The organism is Aeromonas aquatilis (assembly GCF_054052405.1).
Map to the genome: position 1 here is coordinate 1 of NZ_JBSTYP010000040.1, position 25,662 is coordinate 25,662.

At 49.6% G+C, this 25,662-nt stretch carries 24 protein-coding genes; 17 read left to right on the forward strand and 7 right to left on the reverse strand.

Annotation, left to right across the window (positions count from 1 at the left end; translation table 11 throughout):
• Window positions 1-122 precede the first annotated feature (122 nt).
• Complete coding sequence (locus ACW5W8_RS15785) at window positions 123-704, forward strand: DUF1349 domain-containing protein (protein WP_498628644.1); 582 nt, start codon at window positions 123-125, stop codon at window positions 702-704.
• 80 nt (window positions 705-784) lie between these two features.
• Here ACW5W8_RS15785 and rimO read toward each other — a convergent pair whose 3' ends face one another.
• Window positions 785-2,113 (reverse strand): 30S ribosomal protein S12 methylthiotransferase RimO, encoded by a 1,329-nt coding sequence (gene rimO / locus ACW5W8_RS15790; RefSeq protein WP_498628646.1) that lies wholly within the window; start codon window positions 2,111-2,113, stop codon window positions 785-787.
• 281 nt (window positions 2,114-2,394) lie between these two features.
• On the opposite strand from rimO, the gene ACW5W8_RS15795 reads away from it, so the two are divergent.
• Window positions 2,395-3,519, forward strand: a complete 1,125-nt coding sequence (locus ACW5W8_RS15795) for an HD domain-containing phosphohydrolase (protein WP_498628648.1) — start codon at window positions 2,395-2,397, stop codon at window positions 3,517-3,519.
• A 161-nt stretch (window positions 3,520-3,680) separates the two neighbouring features.
• Here ACW5W8_RS15795 and ACW5W8_RS15800 read toward each other — a convergent pair whose 3' ends face one another.
• The 6 genes from ACW5W8_RS15800 to ACW5W8_RS15825 all read right to left on the reverse strand — a co-directional run bounded on the left by ACW5W8_RS15800 (window position 3,681) and on the right by ACW5W8_RS15825 (window position 7,697).
• On the reverse strand, window positions 3,681-3,866 hold the full coding sequence (locus ACW5W8_RS15800; RefSeq protein ID WP_127008414.1) for a hypothetical protein: 186 nt from the start codon (window positions 3,864-3,866) through the stop codon (window positions 3,681-3,683).
• A 42-nt stretch (window positions 3,867-3,908) separates the two neighbouring features.
• A complete protein-coding gene (locus ACW5W8_RS15805) occupies window positions 3,909-4,490 on the reverse strand; it encodes a NifB/NifX family molybdenum-iron cluster-binding protein (protein WP_498628650.1) in 582 nt (193 codons plus the stop codon).
• Complete coding sequence (locus ACW5W8_RS15810) at window positions 4,487-4,801, reverse strand: DUF134 domain-containing protein (RefSeq protein ID WP_005344221.1); 315 nt, start codon at window positions 4,799-4,801, stop codon at window positions 4,487-4,489. The genes ACW5W8_RS15805 and ACW5W8_RS15810 overlap by 4 nt, the downstream gene beginning before the upstream one ends.
• Before the next feature lie 226 nt (window positions 4,802-5,027).
• A complete protein-coding gene (locus tag ACW5W8_RS15815) occupies window positions 5,028-6,209 on the reverse strand; it encodes a dicarboxylate/amino acid:cation symporter (RefSeq protein WP_498628652.1) in 1,182 nt (393 codons plus the stop codon).
• Window positions 6,210-6,401: 192 nt separating this feature from the next.
• A complete protein-coding gene (locus ACW5W8_RS15820; RefSeq protein ID WP_498628654.1) occupies window positions 6,402-6,953 on the reverse strand; it encodes a hypothetical protein in 552 nt (183 codons plus the stop codon).
• Window positions 6,954-7,058: 105 nt separating this feature from the next.
• Window positions 7,059-7,697 (reverse strand): TetR family transcriptional regulator, encoded by a 639-nt coding sequence (locus ACW5W8_RS15825; protein ID WP_498628656.1) that lies wholly within the window; start codon window positions 7,695-7,697, stop codon window positions 7,059-7,061.
• 138 nt (window positions 7,698-7,835) lie between these two features.
• On the opposite strand from ACW5W8_RS15825, the gene ACW5W8_RS15830 reads away from it, so the two are divergent.
• The 15 genes from ACW5W8_RS15830 (at window position 7,836) to ACW5W8_RS15900 (ending at window position 25,661) form a co-directional block, all read left to right on the forward strand.
• On the forward strand, window positions 7,836-9,029 hold the full coding sequence (locus ACW5W8_RS15830; protein ID WP_498628657.1) for an efflux RND transporter periplasmic adaptor subunit: 1,194 nt from the start codon (window positions 7,836-7,838) through the stop codon (window positions 9,027-9,029).
• A 17-nt stretch (window positions 9,030-9,046) separates the two neighbouring features.
• On the forward strand, window positions 9,047-12,196 hold the full coding sequence (locus ACW5W8_RS15835; RefSeq protein ID WP_498628659.1) for an efflux RND transporter permease subunit: 3,150 nt from the start codon (window positions 9,047-9,049) through the stop codon (window positions 12,194-12,196).
• 607 nt (window positions 12,197-12,803) lie between these two features.
• Window positions 12,804-13,934: a dTDP-glucose 4,6-dehydratase gene (gene rfbB / locus ACW5W8_RS15840; protein WP_498628661.1), complete on the forward strand. Its 1,131-nt coding sequence runs from the start codon at window positions 12,804-12,806 to the stop codon at window positions 13,932-13,934.
• Window positions 13,934-14,821, forward strand: coding sequence for a dTDP-4-dehydrorhamnose reductase (gene rfbD, locus ACW5W8_RS15845; RefSeq protein ID WP_482320442.1), 888 nt, complete (start codon window positions 13,934-13,936; stop codon window positions 14,819-14,821). Before rfbB ends, rfbD begins: the two co-directional genes overlap by 1 nt.
• A gap of 113 nt (window positions 14,822-14,934) precedes the next feature.
• Window positions 14,935-15,813, forward strand: a complete 879-nt coding sequence (rfbA, locus tag ACW5W8_RS15850; protein ID WP_045789383.1) for a glucose-1-phosphate thymidylyltransferase RfbA — start codon at window positions 14,935-14,937, stop codon at window positions 15,811-15,813.
• 60 nt (window positions 15,814-15,873) lie between these two features.
• Window positions 15,874-16,422, forward strand: a complete 549-nt coding sequence (gene rfbC, locus ACW5W8_RS15855) for a dTDP-4-dehydrorhamnose 3,5-epimerase (RefSeq protein ID WP_045790994.1) — start codon at window positions 15,874-15,876, stop codon at window positions 16,420-16,422.
• A gap of 149 nt (window positions 16,423-16,571) precedes the next feature.
• A complete protein-coding gene (gene vioA, locus ACW5W8_RS15860; protein ID WP_045789384.1) occupies window positions 16,572-17,678 on the forward strand; it encodes a dTDP-4-amino-4,6-dideoxy-D-glucose aminotransferase VioA in 1,107 nt (368 codons plus the stop codon).
• A 2-nt stretch (window positions 17,679-17,680) separates the two neighbouring features.
• Window positions 17,681-18,250 carry an acyltransferase gene (locus tag ACW5W8_RS15865; protein ID WP_045789385.1) on the forward strand — a complete coding sequence of 190 codons (570 nt, stop codon included), beginning with the start codon at window positions 17,681-17,683 and terminating at the stop codon, window positions 18,248-18,250.
• A gap of 214 nt (window positions 18,251-18,464) precedes the next feature.
• Window positions 18,465-19,889 carry a lipopolysaccharide biosynthesis protein gene (locus tag ACW5W8_RS15870; protein ID WP_482320440.1) on the forward strand — a complete coding sequence of 475 codons (1,425 nt, stop codon included), beginning with the start codon at window positions 18,465-18,467 and terminating at the stop codon, window positions 19,887-19,889.
• A 12-nt stretch (window positions 19,890-19,901) separates the two neighbouring features.
• A complete protein-coding gene (locus ACW5W8_RS15875) occupies window positions 19,902-20,816 on the forward strand; it encodes a hypothetical protein (RefSeq protein WP_498628665.1) in 915 nt (304 codons plus the stop codon).
• A gap of 27 nt (window positions 20,817-20,843) precedes the next feature.
• Entirely contained in the window at window positions 20,844-21,902 is a 1,059-nt protein-coding gene (locus ACW5W8_RS15880; RefSeq protein ID WP_448007362.1) for a glycosyltransferase WbsX family protein, read from the forward strand.
• Complete coding sequence (gene wzy, locus ACW5W8_RS15885) at window positions 21,902-23,131, forward strand: oligosaccharide repeat unit polymerase (protein WP_482320438.1); 1,230 nt, start codon at window positions 21,902-21,904, stop codon at window positions 23,129-23,131. Before ACW5W8_RS15880 ends, wzy begins: the two co-directional genes overlap by 1 nt.
• A gap of 64 nt (window positions 23,132-23,195) precedes the next feature.
• Window positions 23,196-24,278, forward strand: coding sequence for a glycosyltransferase (locus ACW5W8_RS15890; protein ID WP_482320437.1), 1,083 nt, complete (start codon window positions 23,196-23,198; stop codon window positions 24,276-24,278).
• Between the two features lies 1 nt (window position 24,279).
• Complete coding sequence (locus ACW5W8_RS15895; protein WP_448007379.1) at window positions 24,280-25,077, forward strand: glycosyltransferase family 2 protein; 798 nt, start codon at window positions 24,280-24,282, stop codon at window positions 25,075-25,077.
• Between the two features lie 2 nt (window positions 25,078-25,079).
• Complete coding sequence (locus ACW5W8_RS15900) at window positions 25,080-25,661, forward strand: DapH/DapD/GlmU-related protein (protein WP_448007378.1); 582 nt, start codon at window positions 25,080-25,082, stop codon at window positions 25,659-25,661.
• Window position 25,662: the final 1 nt, after the last annotated feature.

Below are 25,662 nucleotides of genomic sequence, written 5' to 3' on the forward strand. Positions count from 1 at the left end.
CTGGCGCGTCTTGCTGTGAGCAGCCCGAATGGCGACCTTGAGTCGTTCATCTTCTTGTTGGCGCTGTGACGGTGGACGCTGGCGCCAGTGGCAAGTTGGCGAGGCAACAGGAGTTGAACGAGATGATGGAAGGGACGCAGTGGCGCTGGCTCAATGAACCGGCCGAGTGGCACCAGACAGACGACGGTTTGCAGGTAGTAACGGACCAGCAGACCGATTTTTGGCGCAGCACCTGGTATGGCTTCGAGCGCCACAGCGGGCATCTCTATGGCTGCGAGGTGGCGGGGGAGTTTACCTTTCAGGTCTGTGTCGAGGGGGAGTTCACCACCCTCTACGATCAGGCGGGGGTGATGCTGCTGCAAGACGAGGCGCACTGGCTGAAAGCGGGGATCGAGTACAACGATGCCCAGCCGATGATCGGCAGCGTGCTGACCAATCCGCGCTCTGACTGGGCCACCGGCATTTTCCCCGGCAATCCGCGCCGCTTCTGGCTGCGGCTGACCCGGCTGGCGGACTGCCTGCGTTTGCAATACTCCACCGATGGCAAGGTGTGGCCGTTGCTGCGCCTCGCCCCGTTCCCGCCAAGCGAGCGCTGTTTTATCGGGGTGATGTGCTGCACGCCGGAGCGGCAGGGGTTGGCGGTGCGCTTCTCTGACTTGCGCCTCACCCCGCCTCTTGGCAAGGCGCTCCATGATTTGAGCTAGGCCAGCGGTTTTGCCTGCGACATTCAGCCAATAAAAAAGCGCCCGCAGGCGCTTTTTTCATTTGGCTGGTAAAGCCTCAATTAGCTGATCAGGCTGGCCCACAGGTCATATTCGTCGGATTCGTCGATCCGTACCTTGACCATGTCCCCCGGCTTGAGGCCGGTTTCGCCGTTGAGGTAGACCAGACCGTCGATCTCTGGCGCATCGGCAAAGGAGCGGCCAGTGGCGCCCTCTTCATCCACCTCGTCAATGATAACGGTCAGCTCCTGACCCACTTTGCGGGCCAGCTTGCGGATGGAGACCTGCTGTTGCAGCTCCATAAAGCGCTGGAAGCGCTCTTCCTGTACGGCTTCCGGTACCGGATCCGGCAGCTCGTTGGCCAGCGCCCCTTCGACCGGGCTGTATTTGAAGCAGCCGACGCGATCCAGCTCCGCCTTGTCGATGAAGTCCAGCAGCATCTGGAACTCTTCCTCGGTCTCGCCCGGGAAGCCGACAATAAAGGTGGAGCGCAGGGTGATCTCGGGGCAGATCTCGCGCCACTTCTGGATCCGTTCCAGAGTGCGTTCGACGGTACCCGGACGCTTCATCAGTTTCAGGATACGCGGGCTGGCGTGTTGCAGCGGAATATCGAGGTAGGGCAGGACCTTGCCATCGCGCATCAGCGGGATGACGTCATCCACGTGCGGGTAGGGGTAGACGTAGTGCAGACGTACCCAGATATCGAGCTTGGCCAGCTCTTCGCACAGGGCGACCATACTGGTCTTGACCGGCATGCCGTCGTAGAAACCGGTGCGGTGCTTCACATCGACGCCGTAGGCGGAGGTGTCCTGGGAGATCACCAGGATCTCCTTCACACCCGCCTCTTTCAGGCGCTTGGCTTCGGCCAGCACGTCGCCGACTGGGCGGCTCACCAGATCTCCGCGCATGGAGGGGATGATGCAGAAGGTGCAGCGGTGGTTGCACCCTTCGGAAATCTTCAGATAGGCGTAGTGGCGCGGGGTCAACTTGACGCCGTGGGCCGGTACCAGACTGGTGAAGGGGTTGTGTTCCGGTTTGGCCACATATTTGTGGACGTGACCCAGCACCTCTTCGTAGGCGTGGGGGCCGGTGATCTCGAGCACCTTGGGGTGGATCTCGCGGATCTGGTTCTCTTTGGCGCCGAGGCAACCGGTGACGATCACCTTGCCATTCTCGGCCAGCGCTTCGCCGATCGCTTCCAGCGACTCTTGCACCGCGCTGTCGATAAAGCCGCAGGTGTTGACGACGACCAGCTCGGCATCGTCATAGCTGGGCACCACATCGTACCCTTCGGTACGCAGCTGGGTCAGGATGCGTTCTGAATCGACCAGATTTTTGGGGCAACCCAAGGAGACGAATCCTACTTTGGGGGCCTGTTTTGTGTTGGACATCGCTCAATCACTCTTAGGTGGCTCTTCTTTAAGGGCGCGGATTTTACCGGAATGGTTAACCAAAAACTATACAGCGGAGCCGGGAGAACCGAACAATATCTGCGAGTGGGCAGGATTGGGCGGTGTGAATTGCCGCCAATGGCCTGCCATCAATGGGGCTATTGACCCCGCGGGACGGGGTTGTTATCGGGATCCCGCTTTGTTGGTTTTCATGTCAACAGAGGTGAGGGGGACAGAGGGAGTCACTATACTCCCACCACGGGGATCCGGTGGAGAAGGTCATGGAGAGTTCATTTGGCGAAAGGATGCAGAGCGTACACGCCACGCTCAGGGAGCGTTTTGACAAGCTGAGCCGGGTGGCCATCGCGATTTATGATCCCCATACGGATCAGCTCAAGACATTTGCCCACAGTACCGAGGGGCACTCGCCGCTGGTGCAGTATGAGGTGAAGCTGAGCGATGTGCCTTCCCTGCGCTATCTGGCAGAGAATCACCATTCCCGTGTGCTCGGCAATCTCGATGCCCTGCGAGACTCTGCGTCTGAGCACAGCCGCAAGCTGCTGGAGGCCGGCTATGCCTCCAGCTATACCGAGCCGCTGCTGTTCAACAGCAAGCTGTTTGGCTTTCTGTTTTGCGATGCCATGGAGCCGGACTATTTCAACGAACCGATCCGAAGCGAACTGTCGGCCTACGCCCAGATGCTGTCTGCCATCATAGCGGTGGAGTTTTTCTCCATTCAGACCCTTGGCGGGGCGCTGACCACGGCGCGGGAGTTCAGCCGCTATCGGGATGAGGAGACCGCCAACCATCTGCACCGGATGTCGGCCTACTCCCGACTGATCGCCAAGACGCTGGCCCCGACTTGCGGGCTGAGCGATGAGGAGGTGGAGTTTATCTACCTCTTCTCCGAGCTGCACGACATCGGCAAGATTGCGGTGCCGGACGGCATCCTGCTCAAGCCGGGCAAGCTGACCCCGGAAGAGTTCGAGATCATGAAGATCCACCCCGGCAAGGGGCGGGAGATGATCAGCCTGATGATCAGCGAGTTCGGCCTCGACGGTATTCACCACACCGATATGCTGACCAACATCATCGCCAGCCATCACGAGCGCTTCGATGGCACCGGCTATCCGCTGGGACTGGCGGGGGAGGCGATTCCGCTGGCGGCGCGCATCGTGGCGGTGGCTGATGTGTTTGATGCCCTGACCAGCGAGCGTCCCTACAAGCAGCCCTGGCCGTTCGAGGCGGCCTTTGCCTATCTGGAGGAGCATGCCGGCAGCCAGTTCGATCCCGCCTGTGTTGCCGCGGCCCTGCACAACAAGGCCGAGCTTTATGCCATCTATCAGCAGTATCAGGATCCAGCCCGTCCGGCGGGAGAGACGGCCAGCGGCGCAGAGCCGGGTTGAGCGGTCGTGGTGAGTGCGGGGGGAAAGCGGCGGGTCAAGCATGACGAGGATTAACAGGAGAGGGGGCACCGGCGGTGTCCCCTCTCTTTTATGCGCCTTTCTATTCAATGCGCCTTCATTTTGCTGACCTTGTATCTGCGGCTATTGCGGCCGCGGCCAGGTTACTTTTTGGGCGTCGGCTCGCTGATTTGGTGGAGGTGATCTGCGCAGGCGCTGGAGCAGCCACAGGGGCGCACCTCTTTATCCTCCCGCTTCTGGGCAAGCTGGTATTGGCGCCACCAGATGATGGTGCCCATGGCCAGGATCAGCACGAACGAGGCGAGCAGGCTCAACAACCAGATGGACATGATCTCTTCTCCTTGGTGGTGATGACATGCACGGCGATGGCATCAGTGATGATGGCAGCAACCGCCCTGTTGGCCTGCGCCCTCACTGCCGTGGCAACAAGTATGGCCTTGTCGTGGGCTATCTGCCTGATGGCCACCACTGGCGCAACAGTGATCGGAACCACTGTTGCAACCACCATGACAATGGGCATGACTCTGGCCTGCGCCAACAGGCTGGATGGCACGGATCGCCGATTTGCTCTGATGACGGCGAGACGGGCGGCCCTGACTGACCTCGGTGAGAGGCTGCAGATTGGCGGGGGCCAGCAGCGTGGGCAGCGGCAGGCGGGCAGAGCGGCACTGCAGCACCCGGATATTGGCCGCCAGCAGGCGACCCAGCATCCGCTCGCCGATATTGCGCACCACCACCTGGCCCACCTGATGATGGGCGAGGGAGTCGAGCAAGGCTTGCTTGCCGTGGCAGCCTTCGGCGGCGGCCGGGTTGGCCATGGTGGCGATAACGTTCCCTTCGGGGCTGAGGATCTGCAACTGCTCGGCACGGGTAAAGTGGCCAGCCAGCAACCCCTGATTCAGCATCAGGGCGCTGTTGCTGAGGTTGGTGGTCATGGTTGTGACAGCATTCATGTCGGCTCTTCTCCACTGGTTTGGTGGTCGGGCTCGGCGGGTTGCATCATCAATGCCTTGCCCAGACTCAGACACTCCACCACCTTGTAGCGCCCTTTTTTCAGGATATTGGCCAAGGTCTGGCGGGAAACCCCCATCACCAGGGCGGCCTCCTGCTGCTGCATTCCTTGAAGGTCGACGAGGCGCAGCGCCTCGAACTCGTCAGGGGCCAGCGTGACCTGCTCCAGCTGATGCATGGGGCGGCCGTTGGGTTTGAAGCAGCTGTTGGCGGGGCGGCCACAGATCTGGCGGGCAATCTTGGGTCTTGGCATGGTGGCTCCTAATTGGCATACGCCATTTATACGCTTGTATGTGGCATATGCCAATAATTTTGTCGAGGGCAGAGGGTAGCGTGAGTGTTGTTTACGGCAGAGAGGGGTAAAGAGGGGGGAGGAGGAATACGTACAAAAGCAGGGAAGGGGGCAGAAACGAGGCCGGCCCGAACAGAGGTTCGGGCCTGCGGTTTTTGCAGAGGATGGTCGGGCCTTCCCGGCGAGCTTACGCCTGTTCGGCCTCGGCCACGGGGGCTGCGCTCTCGCTACCGTTGGCGAAGCGATCCGCCCACAGGGCAATCACGCCGTCACCGGTGACGTTGCAGGCGGTGCCGAAGCTGTCCTGCGCCAGATAGAGGGCGATCATCAGGGCGATGGAGGCTTCACCGAAACCGAGCATGGAGGTGAGCAGGCCCAGCGCCGACATCACGCCACCACCCGGCGCGCCCGGTGCGGCGATCATGATCACCCCCAGCATCATGATGAAGGGGAGCATGGTCTCGATGCCCGGAATGGCCAGATGCTCGGAGAGGAACATCACCGCGGTGGCACAGGTGACCAGGGTAATGGTGGAGCCACAGAGGTGAATGGTGGCACACAGCGGCACAGTGAAGTTGGCGATACCGTCGCTCACCCCGTTGTTCTTGCTCGACTGCAGGGCGACCGGGATGGTGGCGGCGCTCGACATGGTCCCCAGTGCGGTGAAGTAGGCGGGCAGCATGTTCTTGATGAGCTGGGTCGGTGAGCGGCCAAGGGCCAGACCGGTACCGACGAACAGCACGGAGAGCCAGATCCAGTGCATCAGGATCGCCATCACCAGCACTACACCGAAGGTTTTCAGGGTAGCGAATACGGTGCCTTCTACCGTCATCTCGACAAAGACCCCGGCGATATAGAACGGCAGCAGCGGGATGATCACCTTGGCCAGCAGGCGGTCGATGATGTCACGACCCTGGTCGGCGACCCGGCGCAGATCGGTGGCCTGGGTGGCGCTGATGCCAATGCCGAACACGAAGGCGGCAGCCAGTGCCGACATCACGCCAAACAGCGGCGGGATCTCGAGATTGACGTAGGAGGCGAGTTTGATGGCCGTGGCCGTGGTGGGTTCGGCAGCGGTGGTGAGCTGCGGGATCAGGTGGCTCGCCACGGTAAAGGCGAACAGCCCCGCCAGAATGGTGGAGCAGTAGGAGAGAGCCACGGTTTTGCCCAGCAGCTTGCCGGAGTTCTTCGGCAGGCTGGCGATGCCGCTCATGATAAAGAACAGAATGATGAGCGGAATGGTGAAGGTGATCAGCTGACCTATCACTGTCTTGGCCGTAAACAGCACGCGCGCCACCCACTCAGGGGCGTAGAGACCGAGCAAGAGACCGGCAAGGATGCCAGCAATGAGTTTCAGGACAAGTTTCATAAGGAAATCCGGAGTTGGTTGTATTGTCTGTTTTGTTATTAAATTTTGATGTTAATCACACTTTTTAACACGTAAGCCGTGTTATGTCTGCCTTTTATGCGTTAACGCCGAGTTAAATATTGTCGAAAGCCAAGATCGCCGACTAGCTGTCGGCTTGGCGTTGAACGGGGAAATCCGTGATGAATTAGCCCGTTAGGTGGCCTGATGATCGCCACGCAGCAAGATGACGTAGTGGCTGGCGTTTTGATTTGCGGAATCTGACGTGTTGGCTGATACGGCTTCCATCGGCGCCAGTTGCAGTGCTATCCCGGATGTGGTGACGAGTTGCTGTAACTGAGCGTGGCTCATTTCGCCGCTTGGCTGCAGAGGGAAGCAGAGCGGAGCGCCCGCTTTGAGCAGGGCTGCCAATTGTTGCAACAGGGGGACAAGGGTGGCTGCGTCGCTATCAAGCGGGCGACTCAGCCAGATGCCATCGTAAGGGAGCACCGAGTGCATCTTCGCCAGCGGGCAGACCCGCACCGCTTGTCCAGATTGCTGCGAGGCGACTTTGGCATCATCCAGCACAGCGTCACAGGCGGTGACCACATACCCTTCTGCACGCAGCCAGCACAGATCCTCCCCCATACCGCACTGACCATTGAGCAGGTGAGCACCGGGTTTAAGGCGCGCCACAAAGGCAGCTCGAGCGTGGGCGCGCTGGTCGTTCAATGACAAGGATGCGGGGATGGCGTCAGAGTGTGGCACAGGGGTTACCTCAAGCAGGGGGCGCACAGGGTAACAAATCGGGGCCTGACTGCCAAAGCGCGCGGTCAGGCCCCGATTTGGATGTGAGGAAGTTGCCGGAGCTGATTAGCGGCCGCAGGCAGGCCCGTGGGGCTGGGCCAGCATGGTGAACATGCTCTCTATCATAAAGGCGGATTCGCCCTGCAGGTCGATCCGCCCCGGAAAGTGGAGCCAGTTGATGATGTAGCCATCCAGAGTGCAGTGGAGCAGGGTGGCGGCGCGCTGCAGGTTGAGGTTGGCTGGCAACTGGCCCCGCCGTACCGCATTGGCCAGGGTCGTCTCCAGCTCCCGAAAAAAGTGGGCGGACTCGCTGCGGATATGCTCGCGCAGTGAGATGGCTTCCCCCTCCAGCGATTCGAGATTGAACAGGATGGTGAACATCTGCCGCTGGGCCGGATTGTGAATGAAGCTGTGGAGCACCCCTTCGAAGAAGAGGCGCAGTTGCCCCAGCGGATCCGGCTCATCTGGATTGAGGCAGGCATCGAGCTGGTGGGCGAGGGGGCTGCAGAGCTCCTGCCAGAGCGAAATGAAGAGTTCGTCCTTGTTCTTGAAGTGCCAATAGATGGCCCCGCGGGTCAGGTCTGCCGCCCTGGCGATGTCGGTCAGGCTGGTCTTGGCCAGCCCTTGCGAGCAGAACAGATCCAGCGCCGTACTCATGATGTGGCTGCGGGTTTGCTGCGCCTCTTCTTTGGTTCGTCTGGCCATTGCGATAGATACCTCATGTAAGTAAATCCACTTACATACATTTATGGATGTATGTATATTGCCTCATCTTTTTGATTTTCTCCAACAGGGGTCAGTTGGCCCTTAATGTTCGTTGACTGGCAAAGGCTCAGGTGTTTCATGGATAAACATATTCTTGCTCGTTCAGTTGGTCTTGCCTTGCTGGCTGCAGGCTTGCTGGCAGGTTGTGGTGACAAGGGTGGCGCGCCCCAGGGACAGGGCGGCATGCCCCCCGCGGCGGTCAACGTGGTGACCCTGCAGAGCGGTCCGCTGATGTTGACCACCGAGTTAACCGGCCGCAGCGCCCCGCTGCGAGTGGCCGAAGTGCGTCCGCAGGTGAGCGGCATTATCCTCAAGCGCCTCTTTACCGAGGGGAGCGATGTGAAGGCGGGTGATCTGCTCTATCAGATCGACCCGGCTGTCTATCAGGCGGCGGTTGCCAGCGCCAAAGCCAATCTGGCCAAGGCCGAGGCTAACGAGCAGAGCGCCCGTCTCAAGGCGCAGCGCTATCAGGAGCTGCTCAAGGTCAAATCCATCAGCCGTCAGGACTATGACGACGCCGACGCCAGCTGGAAGCAGGCCAAGGCGGAGATCATGGCGAGCAAGGCGGCCCTGCGCACTGCCGAGATCAATCTCGGTTACACCCGCATCACAGCCCCCATCAGCGGCCGCATCGGTAAATCCGCAGTGACCGAGGGTGCGCTGGTGACCGCCCAGCAGGCAGACAGCCTGACCGCCATCCAGCAGCTCGATCCCATGTATGTGGATGTGCGTCAGTCCACCGCCGATCTGCTGCGCCTCAAGCGACTGGTCGCCGAGGGCAAGCTGACCCAGGACGAGCAGAAAGGGGCCAAGGTGACCTTCCAGCTGGAAGATGGCTCCACTTATGGCGAAGAGGGCTCGCTGCAGTTCTCCGATGTGACCGTGGATGAGACCTCCGGCATGGTGACCCTGCGGGTGATTGTGCCCAACCCTCACCAGCTGCTGCTGCCCGGCATGTTTATGCGCGCCACCCTGCAAGAGGGGGAGCGGGCACAAGGGCTGCTGGTGCCGCAGACTGCCGTGACTCGCACCCCCAACGGCGGCGCCACCGTGATGGTGGTAACCGCTGACAACAAGGTGGAGCTGCGCAACGTGCAGCTGAGCCGTATCGTCGGCAGCAACTGGGTGGTGGAGTCAGGGCTCACCTCCGGCGAGCGGGTGATCGTGGCTGGCTTGCAGAAAGTACGACCGGGCGCCGTGGTCAATCCCGCCGAGCAGGGTGCTGATGCACCGTCTGCTCAAGCTGCGTCCAACACCCCGGCCAACAAGTAGGATGGAGTAGTCGCCTCATGGCTCGATTTTTTATAGACAGACCCATTTTTGCCTGGGTGATCGCGCTGGTGATCATGCTGGCGGGCAGCCTGGCCATCATCAAATTGCCGGTCGCCCAGTATCCGAGCATTGCGCCGCCCGCGGTTGGTATTTCCGCCAGCTATCCGGGCGCCTCTGCCAAAACGGTGGAAGACTCGGTGACCCAGATCATCGAACAGAACATGACCGGGCTGGATCACCTGCTCTACATGTCCTCCCAGTCTGACTCCGCGGGGCGAGTGTCGGTGACCCTCACCTTCCAGCCGGGGACCGATCCCGATATCGCCCAGGTGCAGGTGCAGAACAAGCTGCAACAAGCGATGTCGCTGCTGCCGCAAGAGGTGCAGCAGCAGGGGATCCGGGTGCAGAAGACCTCCAGCAGCTTCCTGATGGTCGCGGCGTTCATCTCCAGCGATGGCTCGATGAACAACGACGATCTGGCGGACTATGTGGTCTCCAACATCAAGGAGCCTCTGAGTCGTCTGGACGGGGTAGGGGATATCACCTTGTTCGGCAGCCAGTATTCCATGCGGGTCTGGCTCGATCCCAACAAGCTTAACCGGGTGCAGATGACCCCGGGGGATGTGCAGGCGGCCATCAAGGCGCAGAACGCCCAGGTCGCGTTTGGCAAGCTGGGTGGCACACCATCGGTGGAAGATCAGCAGTTCACCGCCACCATCATGGGGCAGACCCGTCTCTCTACCGTGGAGCAGTTCAACGACATCCTGCTGCGGGTGAATCAGGATGGCTCCAAGGTACGGCTGAAAGATGTGGCCCGGGTCGAGTTGGCAGGCGAAAGCTATGACGCCGATGCGCTCTACAACGGCCAGTCTACCGCCGCGGTTGCCATCAAGCTGGCGACCGGTGCCAACGCGCTGGATACCGCCGAGAAGGTGCGTGCCAAGCTCAATGAGCTGGCGGATTACTTCCCGGCCAACATGGAGATCGTCTACCCCTACGACACCACACCGTTTGTGAAGATCTCCATCGAGGAGGTGGTGCAGACCCTGATCGAGGCGATCTTCCTGGTGTTCTGCGTCATGTATCTGTTCCTGCAGAACTTCCGCGCCACCCTGATCCCGACCATTGCGGTGCCTGTGGTGCTGCTCGGTACCTTCGGGGTGATGGCAGCGTTCGGGTTCTCCATCAACACCCTCACCATGTTCGGTATGGTGCTGGCCATCGGCCTGCTGGTGGATGACGCCATCGTGGTGGTGGAGAACGTGGAGCGGCTGATGAGCGAGGAGGATCTCTCCCCGCTGGAAGCGACCCGCAAGTCGATGACCCAGATCACCGGCGCGCTGGTGGGGATCGCCCTGGTGCTCTCCGCCGTGTTCGTACCGATGGCCTTCTTCGGCGGCTCGACCGGTGCCATCTATCGCCAGTTCTCATTGACCATCGTCTCGGCCATGGTGCTGTCGGTGCTGGTGGCGTTGATCCTGACCCCAGCGCTCTGTGCCACCCTGCTCAAGCCGATGAAACATGGCGAGTTTGGTGCCAAGCGCGGCTTCTTTGGCTGGTTCAACCGCGCCTTTGATGCCGGTACCAACCGCTATCAGAGCGGCGTGCGCAAGGTGATCAAACAGGGCGTGCGCTACAGCCTGATCTACGGTGCCATGCTGGCGGTACTGGCAGTGCTCTTTATGCGAATGCCCACCTCCTTCCTGCCGGAAGAGGATCAGGGGGTCATCATGTCCATGGTGCAACTGCCGGTGGGGGCGACCAAGCAGCGCACCGAGGTGGTGCTGGCAGACATGCGCGACTACTTCCTGAAAAACGAGAAGGATAATGTCGATTCTGTGCTGACCGTATCCGGCTTCAGCTTCGCCGGTAGTGGCCAGAACGCGGGGATGGCCTTTATCAAGCTCAAGGACTGGAGCGAGCGCAAGAGCCCGGAGCGCAGCGCCAATGCCATTATCGGCCGCGCCATGGGCTATCTGTTCAGCATCAAGGAGGCGCAAGTGTTCGCCTTCAACCTGCCTCCGATCCCGGAGCTGGGGACGGCGACCGGTTTTGACTTCTTCCTGCAGGATCGCGGCGGTATCGGTCACGACAAGCTGATGGCGGCGCGCAATCAGCTGCTCGGCATGGCGGCGCAGGATCCCACTCTGGTGCGGGTACGCCCGAACGGGATGGAAGATACGCCGCAACTCGATATCAAGATCGACTACGAGAAGGCGCTGGCGCAGGGGCTCTCCATCGCGGATATCAACAACACGCTGGCTACCGCTTGGGGTTCTTCCTACGTCAATGACTTCGTCGACCGTGGCCGGATCAAGAAGGTCTACATGCAGGCGGATGCCCCCTTCCGGATGAACCCGGAAGATCTGAAACTCTGGTATGTGCGCAACAGTGCCGGTCAGATGGTGCCCTTCTCCGCCTTTGCCAGCACCGAATGGAGCTTCGGCTCACCGCGTCTTGAGCGTTACAACGGCGTACCGGCGATGGAGATCGTCGGTGAGGCGGCGCCCGGCAAGAGTACCGGTGATGCGATGGCCGCCATCGAGCAGATGGTGAAACAGCTACCGGAAGGGGTGGGTATCGAGTGGACCGGGCTCTCCTTCCAGGAGCGTCAGGCCGGTTCACAGGCACCTGCGCTCTACGCCATCTCCTTGTTGGTGGTGTTCCTCTGTCTGGCAGCCCTCTACGAGAGCTGGAGCATTCCGTTCTCGGTGATGCTGGTAGTACCGCTCGGGGTTCTGGGGGCCATTGTGGCTGCCACCCTTCGCGGATTGGAGAACGACGTCTACTTCCAGGTTGGTCTGCTCACCACCATCGGCTTGTCGGCAAAAAACGCGATTTTGATCGTGGAATTTGCCAAAGAGCTCTACGACAAGGGGATGGGATTGGGTGAAGCCGTGGTGGAGGCGGCGCGTCTGCGTCTGCGTCCGATCCTGATGACCTCGCTCGCCTTTATCCTCGGGGTGCTGCCGCTGGTGATCAGCTCCGGCGCAGGTGCCAGCAGCCGCAACGCCATCGGTACCGGCGTGATGGGGGGGATGATCAGTGCCACCGTGCTGGCCATCTTCTTCGTACCCCTCTTCTTCGTATTGGTGATGCGCTACTTCACCAAACACAGCAGCAAAGCAGAGCGCCTGACCCATACCCATGAGTCAAAACATGACTGATGGCTGGATGGCTAGCTGGCTATTGTTCTCTGAACTAACCTGCAGGCGCCAGGGTTGACCTCATTAGAGTCTCCTTCTGTGAATGGGGCAACCAAAATGGTTGCCCCATTTTTCTCCATATCGCTCATATTTGGCTGTTCTTTTACCACTTTATATGGAGGGGTCATACAGCTCTTTTGGTTCTCCATCGACTCTTGATTAAAAACGAGAGATTAGGACACTTTTTGGTGTGCAGTCTTGTCGTAATCGAGATAGAATCTTCCGCTCTATCGGGCTGGTACGGTGTATCGTTCTTGCCATGTACGAGCGCTATCTTGCTGAAATATGCGAAGTAGCCGCATGGTAAAGCACCATCAAGACAAAATAATGCTGGAGGACACGATGACCAACAGCAAGCACAATCAGGTTAAAAGCAGCAAACTGGGGGCTGTAACCCAGGGGCGGTAGCCAATGAATTTACTGCTGATTTGTTTGGGTTTTACCCATCGCCTATCGCTATGCCTTGTAGTGATGTTGATGTTTAAGACCACAGCCCTGAGCTGTAATTTGTTTTTGCATTAGCCCGCCCCCTCTCTCAAACCAACTCTTCGCAAGAGAACACATATCTATGAAAATTCTCGTTACCGGTGGCGCAGGCTTTATCGGCTCTGCCGTGGTGCGCCATATCATCCGTGATACTCAGGATGCCGTTATCAACCTCGATAAACTCACCTATGCCGGCAATCTGGAATCCTTGGCCAGTGTATCGACAAGCGATCGTTATGCGTTTGAGCAGGTGGATATCTGCAATCGCGCCGAGCTGGATCGGGTATTTGCCCAGCACCAACCGGATGCGGTGATGCACCTGGCTGCCGAGAGTCATGTTGATCGCTCCATCACAGGGCCGGCTGACTTTATCGAGACCAATATCGTTGGCACCTATATGTTGCTGGAAGCGGCACGAGCCTATTGGAACAGTCTGGACGAGGTGCGAAAGGCGGCCTTCCGCTTCCACCATATCTCCACCGACGAGGTGTATGGGGATCTGCCTCATCCGGATGAAGTCGCCCCTGGTGAGCCATTGCCGCTCTTTACCGAAACCACCCCCTATGCCCCCAGCAGCCCCTATTCTGCCTCCAAGGCTTCCAGTGACCACCTGGTACGCGCCTGGCGCCGTACCTACGGCCTGCCGACCATTGTCACCAACTGCTCCAACAACTACGGCCCTTATCACTTCCCCGAGAAGCTGATCCCGCTGGTGATCCTCAATGCACTGGATGGCAAGCCGCTGCCGGTCTATGGCAAGGGCGACCAGATCCGTGACTGGCTCTATGTAGAAGATCATGCGCGCGCGCTCTACAAGGTGGTGACTACTGGCTTGGTCGGGGAGACCTACAACATCGGCGGTCACAACGAGAAGCAGAATCTGGAGGTGGTCCACACCATCTGCGATCTGCTCGACGAGATGGTACCTCTGTCTCCCTCGCCCCTAGGGGGTGAGGGGAGAAGTTACCGCGATCAAATCACCTATGTAGCGGATCGTCCCGGCCACGATCGCCGTTATGCCATCGATGCTACCAAGATGAGCCGTGAGCTGGCTTGGCAACCGCAAGAAACGTTCGAGTCTGGCATTCGCAAAACCGTGCAGTGGTATCTGGATAACCAGGAGTGGGTGAGTAACGTCAAGAGCGGCGCCTACCAATCCTGGATTGAGCAGCACTATTCCGCGATTGAACAGAACGATGGGGAGCGTGCCTGATGCATATTCTGCTGTTTGGCAAAAACGGCCAGGTAGGCTGGGAGCTGCAGCGCGCACTGGCGCCGCTGGGGCGCATCACTGCCGTTGATTTTGACTCCACCGACTATTGCGGTGACTTTAGCAATCCGGCAGGGGTGGCCGAGACAGTGCGTCTGGTAAAACCGGATGTGATTGTCAACGCCGCGGCCCATACCGCAGTCGACAAAGCCGAGAGCGAGCGGGAGTTTGCCGAGCTGCTCAATGCGACCAGCGTGGCTGCGATTGCCAAAGAAGCGGAAGCATTGGGTGCCTGGTTGGTGCATTACTCTACCGACTATGTGTTCGATGGTAGCGGCGAGCGTCCTTGGGTGGAAACCGATGCAACGGCACCGCTTAACGTCTACGGTGAAACCAAGCTGGCGGGTGAGCAAGGCGCCGCGCTTTGCTCTCGTCATCTGATCTTCCGCACCAGCTGGGTCTACGCCGCCCGTGGTGCCAACTTTGCCAAGACCATGCTGCGTTTTGGCAAAGAGCGTAGCGAGATGTCGGTTATCAATGACCAGTTTGGCGCCCCGACCGGTGCCGAGCTGCTGGCCGATTGCACCGCTCATGCGATCCGCGTGGCGCAGAGCAGACCCGAGGTCGCCGGGCTTTACCATCTGATTGCCTCCGGTACCACCACCTGGTTTGACTACGCCCAGCTGGTGTTTGCCAAAGCCAGAGAGGCTGGCGTTGAACTGGCGGTGACACAGCTCAATGCGGTGCCGACCAGCGCCTTCCCGACTCCGGCCAAACGTCCCCATAACTCCCGCCTTGATACCGGCAAATTCCAGCGCACCTTCGATCTGGTGCTGCCGGACTGGACGGTCGGTGTGGAGCGGATGTTGACCGAGATCCTGGGCAAATAAATTACTGGTCAGGGGGGTAGTGACTGCATCCCTGACTGGAAGGGATAAAACGAAAAAGGTGTGGCCGCAAGCCACCCTTTGCTTTTGCAATTTAAAAATAAGAAACAAGCATCATGACCAAACGTAAAGGCATTATTCTGGCCGGTGGCTCTGGCACCCGTCTCTATCCAGTCACCATGGCGGTGAGCAAGCAGCTGCTGCCCATCTATGACAAGCCGATGATCTACTATCCGCTGAGCACCCTGATGCTTGCGGGTATTCGCGATATTTTGATCATCAGCACCCCGCAAGATACCCCCCGTTTCGAACAGTTGTTGGGCGATGGCAGCCAGTGGGGCCTGAATTTGCAATACAAGGTCCAGCCAAGTCCGGACGGATTGGCGCAAGCCTTTATTCTGGGCGAAGAGTTCATCGGTTCAGACCCCTGTGCACTGGTGCTGGGAGACAACATCTTCTACGGCCATGATCTGCAGAAACAACTGGAAGCGGCAGCAAGTAAAGACAGTGGTGCAACCGTCTTTGCCTACCATGTGCATGACCCGGAGCGCTACGGAGTTGTGGAATTTGATGAACAGGGAACCGCTATTTCACTTGAGGAGAAGCCCCTGGAACCGAAAAGCAACTATGCGGTGACCGGCCTTTATTTCTACGACAACAGCGTGGTGGAGATCGCCAAGAGCCTGAAGCCATCGCCACGCGGTGAGCTGGAAATCACCGATGTGAACCGGATCTACTTGGAACAAGGTAACTTGTCGGTGGCGATGATGGGTCGTGGTTATGCCTGGCTTGACACCGGCACCCATGAAAGCCTGATTGAAGCGAGCAACTTTATTCAGACCATCGAGACACGTCAGGGGTTGAAAGTCGCGTGTCCGGAAGAGATCGCCTATCGCCAGAAGTTTATCAATGCTGACCAGGTCCGTGAACTTGCTGCTCCGTTGGCAAAGAATGCCTATGGACAATATTTGTTAAGAATGGTCGCCAAAGCCTGATGTGATATGGGGGAGGAGAACTGCCTCCCCATAAAAATTGAATTACGTATGGATATAAAGATGAATGTAATCAAGACCGCTATTCCTGATGTGCTTATTTTTGAACCAAAAGTATTTGGTGATGAGCGTGGTTTTTTCTTTGAGAGTTTCAATCACAAGTTGTTTGAAGAGGCGGTAGGATATTCGGTTACTTTTGTGCAGGATAATCACTCAAAATCTTCGAAAGGAGTATTGCGTGGCTTGCACTATCAGTTGCCGCCTCATGCCCAGGGCAAGTTGGTGCGTTGTGTGGCAGGCGAAGTATTTGATGTAGCGGTAGATATTCGCAAAAGTTCGCCGACTTTCGGCCAATGGGTTGGGGTACACCTTTCAGGGGAGAACAAGCGGCAACTGTGGATTCCGGAAGGATTTGCGCATGGCTTCTTGACGTTGACTGATACAGCTGAATTTTTGTATAAAACTACAAATTATTACAATTTAGATTGTGATAGAGGAATAAAATGGGATGATAAAAATATATCGATAAAATGGCCTGTAGAAAATTTAAATTTAAATTTATCGCATAAAGATATGAATCAACCTTGTATGAATAAAGCAACTCTATTTTGACGTAATGGTCAAGTCGGTTGAAACCAATATTATTGTGCGAACTATTGTTCATAAAGTAATTTCAATTTAAATTGCCATGAATTAGTTCTATTTTATATAGATATTGTCACATGGCAAATAACATAAAATAGATGTAAATAGGTTTCGATATGAAAAAAAACATTCCTGTCACACAGCCATTTTTGCCTGAATTAAAAGAGTTTATCCCGTACCTTGAGAAAATATGGGATAATAGATGGTTAACAAATAATGGGCCTTTTCATCAAGAGCTTGAGGTCAGACTAGCAGAATATTTAGGGGTAGAGCATGTATCACTATTTAATAATGCTACAATTGCACTAATTACAGCATTGCAAGCAATGCGAATTAATGGGGAAGTGATTACGACGCCATACTCCTTTGTGGCAACTAGCCACTCTATTATGTGGAATGGTCTCGAACCGGTATTTGTAGATATTGATCCAACTACATTTAATATTGATCCTGAGAAAATTGAAGCTGCTATAACGCCACGTACTACAGCTATCATGCCTGTACATTGTTATTCTAACCCTTGTGATGTTGAGGCAATTCAAAAGATTGCAGATAACTATGGTCTGAAAGTAATATATGATGCAGCACATGCGTTTGGCATTAAATATAAAGGGCAGAGTATACTTAATTGGGGTGATCTTTCAATTTTGAGCTTCCATGCCACTAAGGTATTTAATACTTTTGAAGGGGGGGCAATTATTAGTCCAGATGCTAAAACTAAACAGCGAATTGATCGTTTGAAGAACTTTGGTATTGCAGATGAATTAACAGTTACAGCTCCTGGCATTAATGGAAAGATGAGTGAAATTAATGCTGCCTTTGGTTTGGTTCAATTAAAACATATAGATCAAGCAATGCAATCTAGGCAAATTATTGATGAGCGTTACCGTACTGCGTTGAGAGATGTGCCTGGCATTACGATGTATAAACATAATCCTTATGCGAATAGTAATTTCTCATATTTTCCGATACTTGTAGATAATGACTATAAACTTAGTCGAGATGAACTATATGAAAAGCTAAAAGATAATAACATCTTGTCAAGACGTTATTTCTATCCCCTTATTAGCAATATGCCAATGTATCGTGGTTTAGTTAGCTCTAATGCTAAAAATTTAGAGCATGCCAATGTTGTTTCAGATAAAGTTTTATGCTTACCAATATTTGATACGCTAAAATTAGAAGATCAATTAAATATAATAAAATTAATCAATGAGGCGTGAGTATGGCATATCTGAATGTGCAACAGTTGCAAGATATGGGTTTTTTGTCAATCGGTAGTAATGTCCTTATTTCTGATAAAGCATCAATTTATGGTGCTGCTCGTATTCGTATCGGCAGCAATGTTCGAATTGATGATTTTTGTGTGCTTTCTGCAGGCAGCGGCGGTATCGATATTGGTGATTACATTCATATTGCTGTATATAGTTCACTTATTGGTGCTGGGAAAATAATAATTTCTGATTTTTGCAATATATCTTCAAAAGTCGCAATATACTCAAGTAATGATGACTATAGTGGTTCGTTTATGACGAACCCAATGGTTCCTAGTGAATATACCAATGTTAAGCATGCCGATGTAAAATTAGAGAAGCATGTAGTCATCGGTAGTGGTTCTTTATTATTGCCTGGAATTACCCTACATGAAGGTGTTGCTGTTGGGGCACTATCAATGGTCAGGACTGATTGTGAAGCATTTAGCATTTATATGGGAGTTCCTGCAAAAAAAATAAAAAATAGAAAAAAATCTATGTTAGAACTTGAAGTTGAACTTATGGATAAGAGTAGTTTATAGACCATTTATATGAGGCGATGTAGAATCCACTTGCTGTATCTATCTTTTAAATCATTCCAAGGTGATAAAGATGAAAACGTTATTGAGCTTTGAGGCTAGTGTCTAGCTTATACGTTATGAGTATCTTTGATTGATACTTGCTCATTGTATGTTTTAAACATTTCGACATGAGTTAACATAACATTTTTCAAGTATTTTTAAGAGTGGTGATTAAGTGAGCCATGTGAAAAATGGATTAAAGTGGAGTGCAATTGAAAAAATAGTATCACAGGGGGTTCAGTTTCTTACACTATTAGTTTTGGCAAGGCTGCTTACTCCAAATGCATTTGGTGTCATCGCAATGACATCAATTTTTATTTCAATCGCACAGTTATTAATTGATGGCGGGTTTACTAGTGCGTTAATTCGCAAAGGGAAACCCTCCGAAATTGAATATTCGACAGCATTTTATTTTAATATAGTGGTTGGCTTTTTTATATATATAATAATATATTTTTCCGCACCATTGATTTCATTTTTTTATCATGAACCTATATTACAAGATGTACTAAGAGTATTAGGTTGCGTCATTCTTGTTAATTCTCTAACCGTAGTTTATCGTGCAAAACTAAATGTAGCCCTAGATTTTAAATCTCAATCAAAGGTTACTGTATCTTCATCTTTAGCAAGTGGAGTAATCGGTGTTGCGTTGGCATACCATGGGTATGGTGTTTGGGCTCTGGTTGCACAATCTCTGTTTAATGCAATAATATCAATGTGTTTATATGTATATATATTTAAATGGCGGCCAATAAAAGCGTTTGATGTTAACGAGTTTAAAGATATGTTTGGTTATGGCTACAAACTAATTTTATCCTCGCTCATTGAAGTTATATATGCAAATAGTTTCATTGTTATAATTGGTAAGCTGTATTCATCTAGTCAGGTTGGATTGTTTTATCAAGCGCAGCGATTAATTGAATTGCCAACAAGTTCATTTATTGGCATTATACAAAGAGTTAATCTTCCTTTAATGAGTAAGGCTCATGACGCTACGGAAATAAATAAAATATTTAGTGATAGTATCATATTGTCTACATTTATATTCACGCCTTTAGTCTGTATTCTTGTTGTACTATCAGATGCATTTTTTTATTATCTATTGGGGCCCGCTTGGCTTGCAGCATCAAAATACTTGATCATATTGTGTGGTTGCTATGTTTTTTATCCTATACACGTATTCAACTTAAATCTGCTTCAGGTTAAAAAACGTTCAGATATGTTTTTAAAGGCTGAAGTTATAAAAAAGATAATTGGAGTCTTGACTATTATTTGCTCGTTTAGATTTGGAGTCATTGGTTTATGTATTGGAATGATGACATCTTCTATATTAAGCCTATTCGTTAATTGCTTTTATAGTGAGAAAGTTGGTGGGCTAACTACTATTCAACAGTTTAAACTAACGTATAAAATTTATCTTTCAAATAGTCTTGCGCTTATTGTTGCACTTTTTATTGCCTCATCATTTTTCCATGAAAATATAATCCTTTCATCACTCATCGGATTATTGTTGTTTTGCCTTTTTTGGTTATTGTGTTGCTGTATTTTTATGAAAGATGAATTTATTACAACCAGAAATAAATACATAAAAGCAATTTGATAAGGGCATGTAATGGCTACCAGATATGTTATTTTTTCGCCCTCCTATACTCCCAATGCTGGGGGGATAGTCGTATTACATAAACTATGCCACATCATTAATGAATGTGGTGGCAATGCAGTTTTATATCCGTGGTTCCCACAGTTCAAAATAACAAAGAAAGACATGTCAGGATGCGTCTCATTGATGCGCAATACTATTGGCAGCTTATTTAGAAAATATAAAACTAACGTTGACTTTAATACACCTGTACACACTGGAAATGTGCTGTCAGACAATGATATTGTCATATATCCTGAAATTGTTTTTGGCAATCCTCTGAAAGCTAAAAGAGTTATTCGTTGGTTGTTGAATAAGCCTGGATATTTCACCGGTGATATTTATTATGGACCCGGTGAGTTGTATTTCAAGTTTGATGATGGCTTAGTTGATGATTTTGCTTTCTATGGTTCAGAAATCTCCTCTTCACCATTGAAAGTGATTCATGTTCCAAGTGTTTATAATGATAACAACACCTACTCAGTAAGAAGTGGCGTTGCATATTCAATCCGAAAAGGGTCTGATAAGCCCCTGATCCACCATCCTAAGGATGCAATATTGATAGATGGAATGGATCATGCTGAAATAGCTAGAGTATTCAAGAGTGTTACATGTTTTATATCGTATGATTTATATTCTGCATATTCAACATTCGCTGTGCTTTGTGGTTGTGATTCAGTGGTAATACCAGATGACTGTTTGAGCAAAACAGAGTGGTATCCAGATGAAAAAAATAGATATGGTATAGCATATGGCTTTGATGATATTGACTATGCAAGAGAAACAAGAAGATTAAAGCTTGATGTTATAAGAAATAATGATAAGAAGAATACAGATTCAGTGCTTAGTTTCATGAGTACAGCAGAAACATTTTTCTCAGAGAAATGATGGTTCGTTTAATAGGTTTTAAATAAAATGCAGAAAATTAAGATAAGAGAAGTCTTTTCATATTACTTGCCACAATTTCATGAAATCCCTGAAAATAATGAATGGTGGGGGAATGGATTCACGGAGTGGTCATTGCTGAAGTCTGCTGCGGCTTTGTTTTCAGGGCATGATATACCTAAAGTTGGAGAGCTTGGGTATTACTCTTTAGAGGATGTCTCTGTTGTTGAAAAGCAATACCAACTAGCGAAGCAGCATTCTATATCTACATTTGCATTTTGGCATTATTGGTTTGGTGATAATGAACAATTACTACATAAGCCAGCTGAGTTAATATTGTCTAGTGATATTGATGTTAAATTTTGTTTTGCTTGGGCTAATCATACTTGGTACAACAAGTCCAAGGGATTGCTATTGAAGAAACAGAGGTATGATTACGATATTAAAAAGCATTTTAATTATCTGCTGCCATTTTTTATGGATGATAGATATACTAAAATAGATAATAAGCCCGTATTTTTTATTTACAATCCTAGTGAGGCATCTAACTGTGCTTTGTTTATGGATACGTTTAATAGGATGGCAAAAGAGCATGGGTTTGATGGTTGCTTCTTTATCGCTGAAAACAGCGATGTTCATATTGCTGAATATTATGGGTTTGATAGGTTTTTAAATAGCTGTAATTTTATGAAGGGGCGTTCACTACAACAGAAAATTACTGACAAAATCAGGATTATTTTAAACAAAAAAATTCCAGTCTGCCTTAGAAAGTATGATTACAGTGAAAGAATGCAAAGGTTTACTGCTAATGTAGATGTGGCACATAATGAAATACCGGTGGTATTTCCACGTTGGGACTCCTCAATCAGACATGGTCGACGTGGTGTGGTGTTGACTAACGCGACTCCTGCCGCGTTTGCAGCTCATCTTGATCAGTGTTTGCTTAAGACGGCTCATATTCCTGAGTCTGAAAGATTGATAATGATAAAGTCTTGGAATGAATGGGGAGAGGGTAATTATATTGAACCATGTCTGAAATATGAAAGAAAATTCCTTGAGATCGTTAAATCTAAAATTGAAATAATGTGATGAATTTAAATAGCAACGGTTTGAAAAAGAATAGAACTGTATATTTGTCATTGTACATAATTTCTAACATATATTTTACTATTTATTATTCGTTTAGTGGGCGGCTGGGTGGGGATTTTGCTGGGAATTATCCAGCTGTACCCGAAAGCCTATCCATGGCATTGTTTTTAATACTGATGTGCTGGGGGGGGTATGTATTAATATTCAAGTCCTTTGAAGTAATGTCAACCTATAACGTCGCGACAGTAAACTCTAAGCGCCTTGATGTAATATTCTTTGCTCTGGCATTGACTCACCTCAACGGGCTTGTTAATGGTTATATATCACCCTCATCAGATGTTGAACGTTCATTTTTCTATCTGATGTTCAATTATCTTTTATCCGTAGATACACTGCTGCTTATATATTTATTTTATTGCATAAAGTTCAGAAGCGTACTTTATTATATTAATCTAGTTATTACAATTATCATCTATTTGTATTCAGGGCGAACCGGGATTTTTATTTATCTACTGGCATTAATAAATTTAGCTGCGTTCTACGATAAGGGAAGGGTGAATCTTAGATTGAATTTCATCTTGATTGTGATCGCTTTTTCACTCTTTCCTTTCGTGCGTTCCCTTAAGCACTACATGTTACTAACTGTCATCTCTGATGAGTTTAGAAACATGTCATTTTTCGATGGTTTTATAGCTTTTTGGGGAAAGAATGATTTTTATGTAACATATATAAAATATTTTAATGAGACTGTAGAGCGCTTTCAACATGTATCAAATATCAGCTTTATATTTGATAACTCGAACGGCGTTAACAGGTTTCTCTCTGGATATGATTTTAGTTTGATGTATCCAACAACTCAAAGGATTTTTGAAAACCTCATTGGCTTACCGAATACGCCATACCAGTTTTATAAGCTCATTGGAAGCTATGTTAGTGGTGGGGAGACCTTTGATTGGAATGTTCCTGTGGGGGTGCCTGGATTAATTTTTATTGATGATGTGTCATTTGTTCTATATTTTTTTATATCCATATTACTTCTCTTCGCGGCAGTCATTTTATCCAAAACTATCGATCGTAATGGTGCTGTATTAGAACTATCTTTTTTGTCCATGGTACTTTTCATTCTACATGGCTGGATTAATGACTTCATGTCGTATGTAATGTCATTAGCTGTTTTTCTGTTATTAATTATTTTTATAAGAAGTTGCAACCATCTAAATAAAAGTTGATGAGTAACTTATACTAAGTTTCATATGTTTAAATAAACCTATACTTTAATTATTAGGTGTATTAATGAGGAAGCGTGTTTTAATTTATCTTGATAGTATGCAGCCTGCTGGTGGCATTGAGCGAGTAGTCGCAACATTGGCTAATGTTCTCTGTATTGATAATGAAGTTACTATTTTGGTGAAAGATAAACCATCATCTTTTTATGTTATTGATGATCGAATAAAGTTTGATTCAATTAATTCTGCACTTGTTTTTGATATGAGTAGTAGAATTAAACGAGCTAGAAGAATTTTAGGGAATATTATTGATTCAATACGTAAGTTACATTTTTACTTTAAAGATCATGATTATGATTGTGTATATGTTACAACCCCTCGCTCATATTTAGAGTGCCTTTTGGTCTTAAAGAGTGGGCGGGATATTATAGCATCAGAGCATGGAGCAAGAAGTAATTACAATATTGTGTATAGAGCAATAAAGTTAGCGTATAAGTTATCTAGGGCATATGTATTACCGACTACAGATGATTATAATTTTTTTGCATCTAATGGTTTTCCTGCCATACATATACCGCATCTGCGTCCCCCACTAAAGTACAAAAAAACAGATACAGCCCAAAAAACTGTTATTAACATAGGTCGTTTTACTCCAGATAAAAGACAAATTTTATTAATAAAACTCTGGGCTGACATTATTAAAAATAATACACAACTCAAAGATTGGGTTCTTTTATTGGTTGGGACTGGGGAATTGCAAAATGATATAAATTCAATTATATCTGAACTAAATATATGTGATAATGTTCAAATAGTCCCCCCGCAAATAAATGTTGATGAGCTTTACACTAAAGCATCAATATTTGCTCTTACTTCGAGTAGTGAAGGCTTCGGAATGGTCGTTTTAGAGGCATTATCATTTGGATTGCCAGTTATATCTTTTGATTGTCCTTCTGGCCCTAAAGACATAATAAGTCATCAAGTGGATGGTTTCTTAGTCGAGATGGATAATTTCACTTTGTATCAAAAAAGATTGACAGAGTTAATGTTATGCAACGATTTGAGGGCGGCAATGTCAGAAAATGGCTTTGTTAAGGGGCGGCAGTGGAATGAATCTAATATAATAGATAAATGGAGAGGTTTGCTCTAACATGCTTTCAATTATTGTCCCTGTATATAACTCTTCAAAAACGATAGTTCAATGTTTAAATTCCATAATTAATCAAACCTCGTTCGGATTAGTTAGTGAAATTATTATAATTAACGATGGGTCAACAGATAACTCTGACTTGCTAATCAGGGAGTTTATGGGGGAAAATTCCAGCGTTAATTTTAAATATATTTACAAAGAGAATGGAGGAGTCTCAAGCGCGAGAAACTTAGGAATTAATATTTCCTGCGGAATTTGGATTGCTTTTATCGATTCTGATGATATTTGGCTTCCTAATAAATTATCAGAACAATTTAAAGTAATTAAATCATCCCCGTTTAACATTGATTTTATTGGTTGTGCGAGAAATGATGAAATGCTGACTCTTTATGGCAAAAAAATCACCTCTTTGCATAAGGCTACATTACATCAACTATTGATTAAGATGTTTCCACAGACATCAACTGCAATTGTAAAGAAAACACTTTTGAACAAAGTTGGTTATTATGATGAGTCAATGTCACATGCTGAGGATGGTGATTTGTGGCTTAGGTTGTGTGATGCTGGTGATTTTTATTATATGCCTCAGTCATTAGTTATCACTGGTGGAGGCAAGAATAATTATGGAGAGTCTGGTCTCTCAAGCAATCTATCTGCCATGCATAAAGGAACTATATATACAATAAATAAATTACACAAAAGCAAAAGATTATCAAATGTCGCTGCTTTTATGTTTAAAGTATTTTATTACGTTAAACACATTAGAAGAACCATTATTGTAATTTCACGGCGATTTTAACTATGCTATTTAAAATAAAGTGGATGCTAAGTGCATTATTTTTATCGCTTTTTTTTAAAAAGATAAAGTTTCCTACATATATTGCGTTCCCAATTTTTTTTATGGGGTTACATAAGGTATCAATAGGAAAGCGTGTACGAATATTCCCTGGTTCAAGAATCGAGGTTCATGGTGATGGTGAAATAATAATTGAGGATAATGTTGCAATAGGCCAATCATTTCACATAACATCAGCATCAAGACTAGTTATCGGTAGTGGAACAGTTATATTGGCTAGGGTTTTTGTAACAAATATAGATCATGAGTATGACAAAATTGATACGCCAGTCTTAGAACAGAATAATAAAATATCAGATACTAGTATTGGTAAGAATTGCTATATCGGAATTGGGGCAGCCATCCAAGCTGGAACCAAACTTGGTGATAATGTTATTGTTGGTTCAAATAGTGTTGTTCGAGGATCGTTTCCATCTTATTGTGTGATTGTTGGTGCTCCTGCAAGAATTATAAAAAGGTATGATCATCAACTTGGTATCTGGAGACGCACGGATTCTCATGGTATTTTTATTCAAGAATTAAAATAGG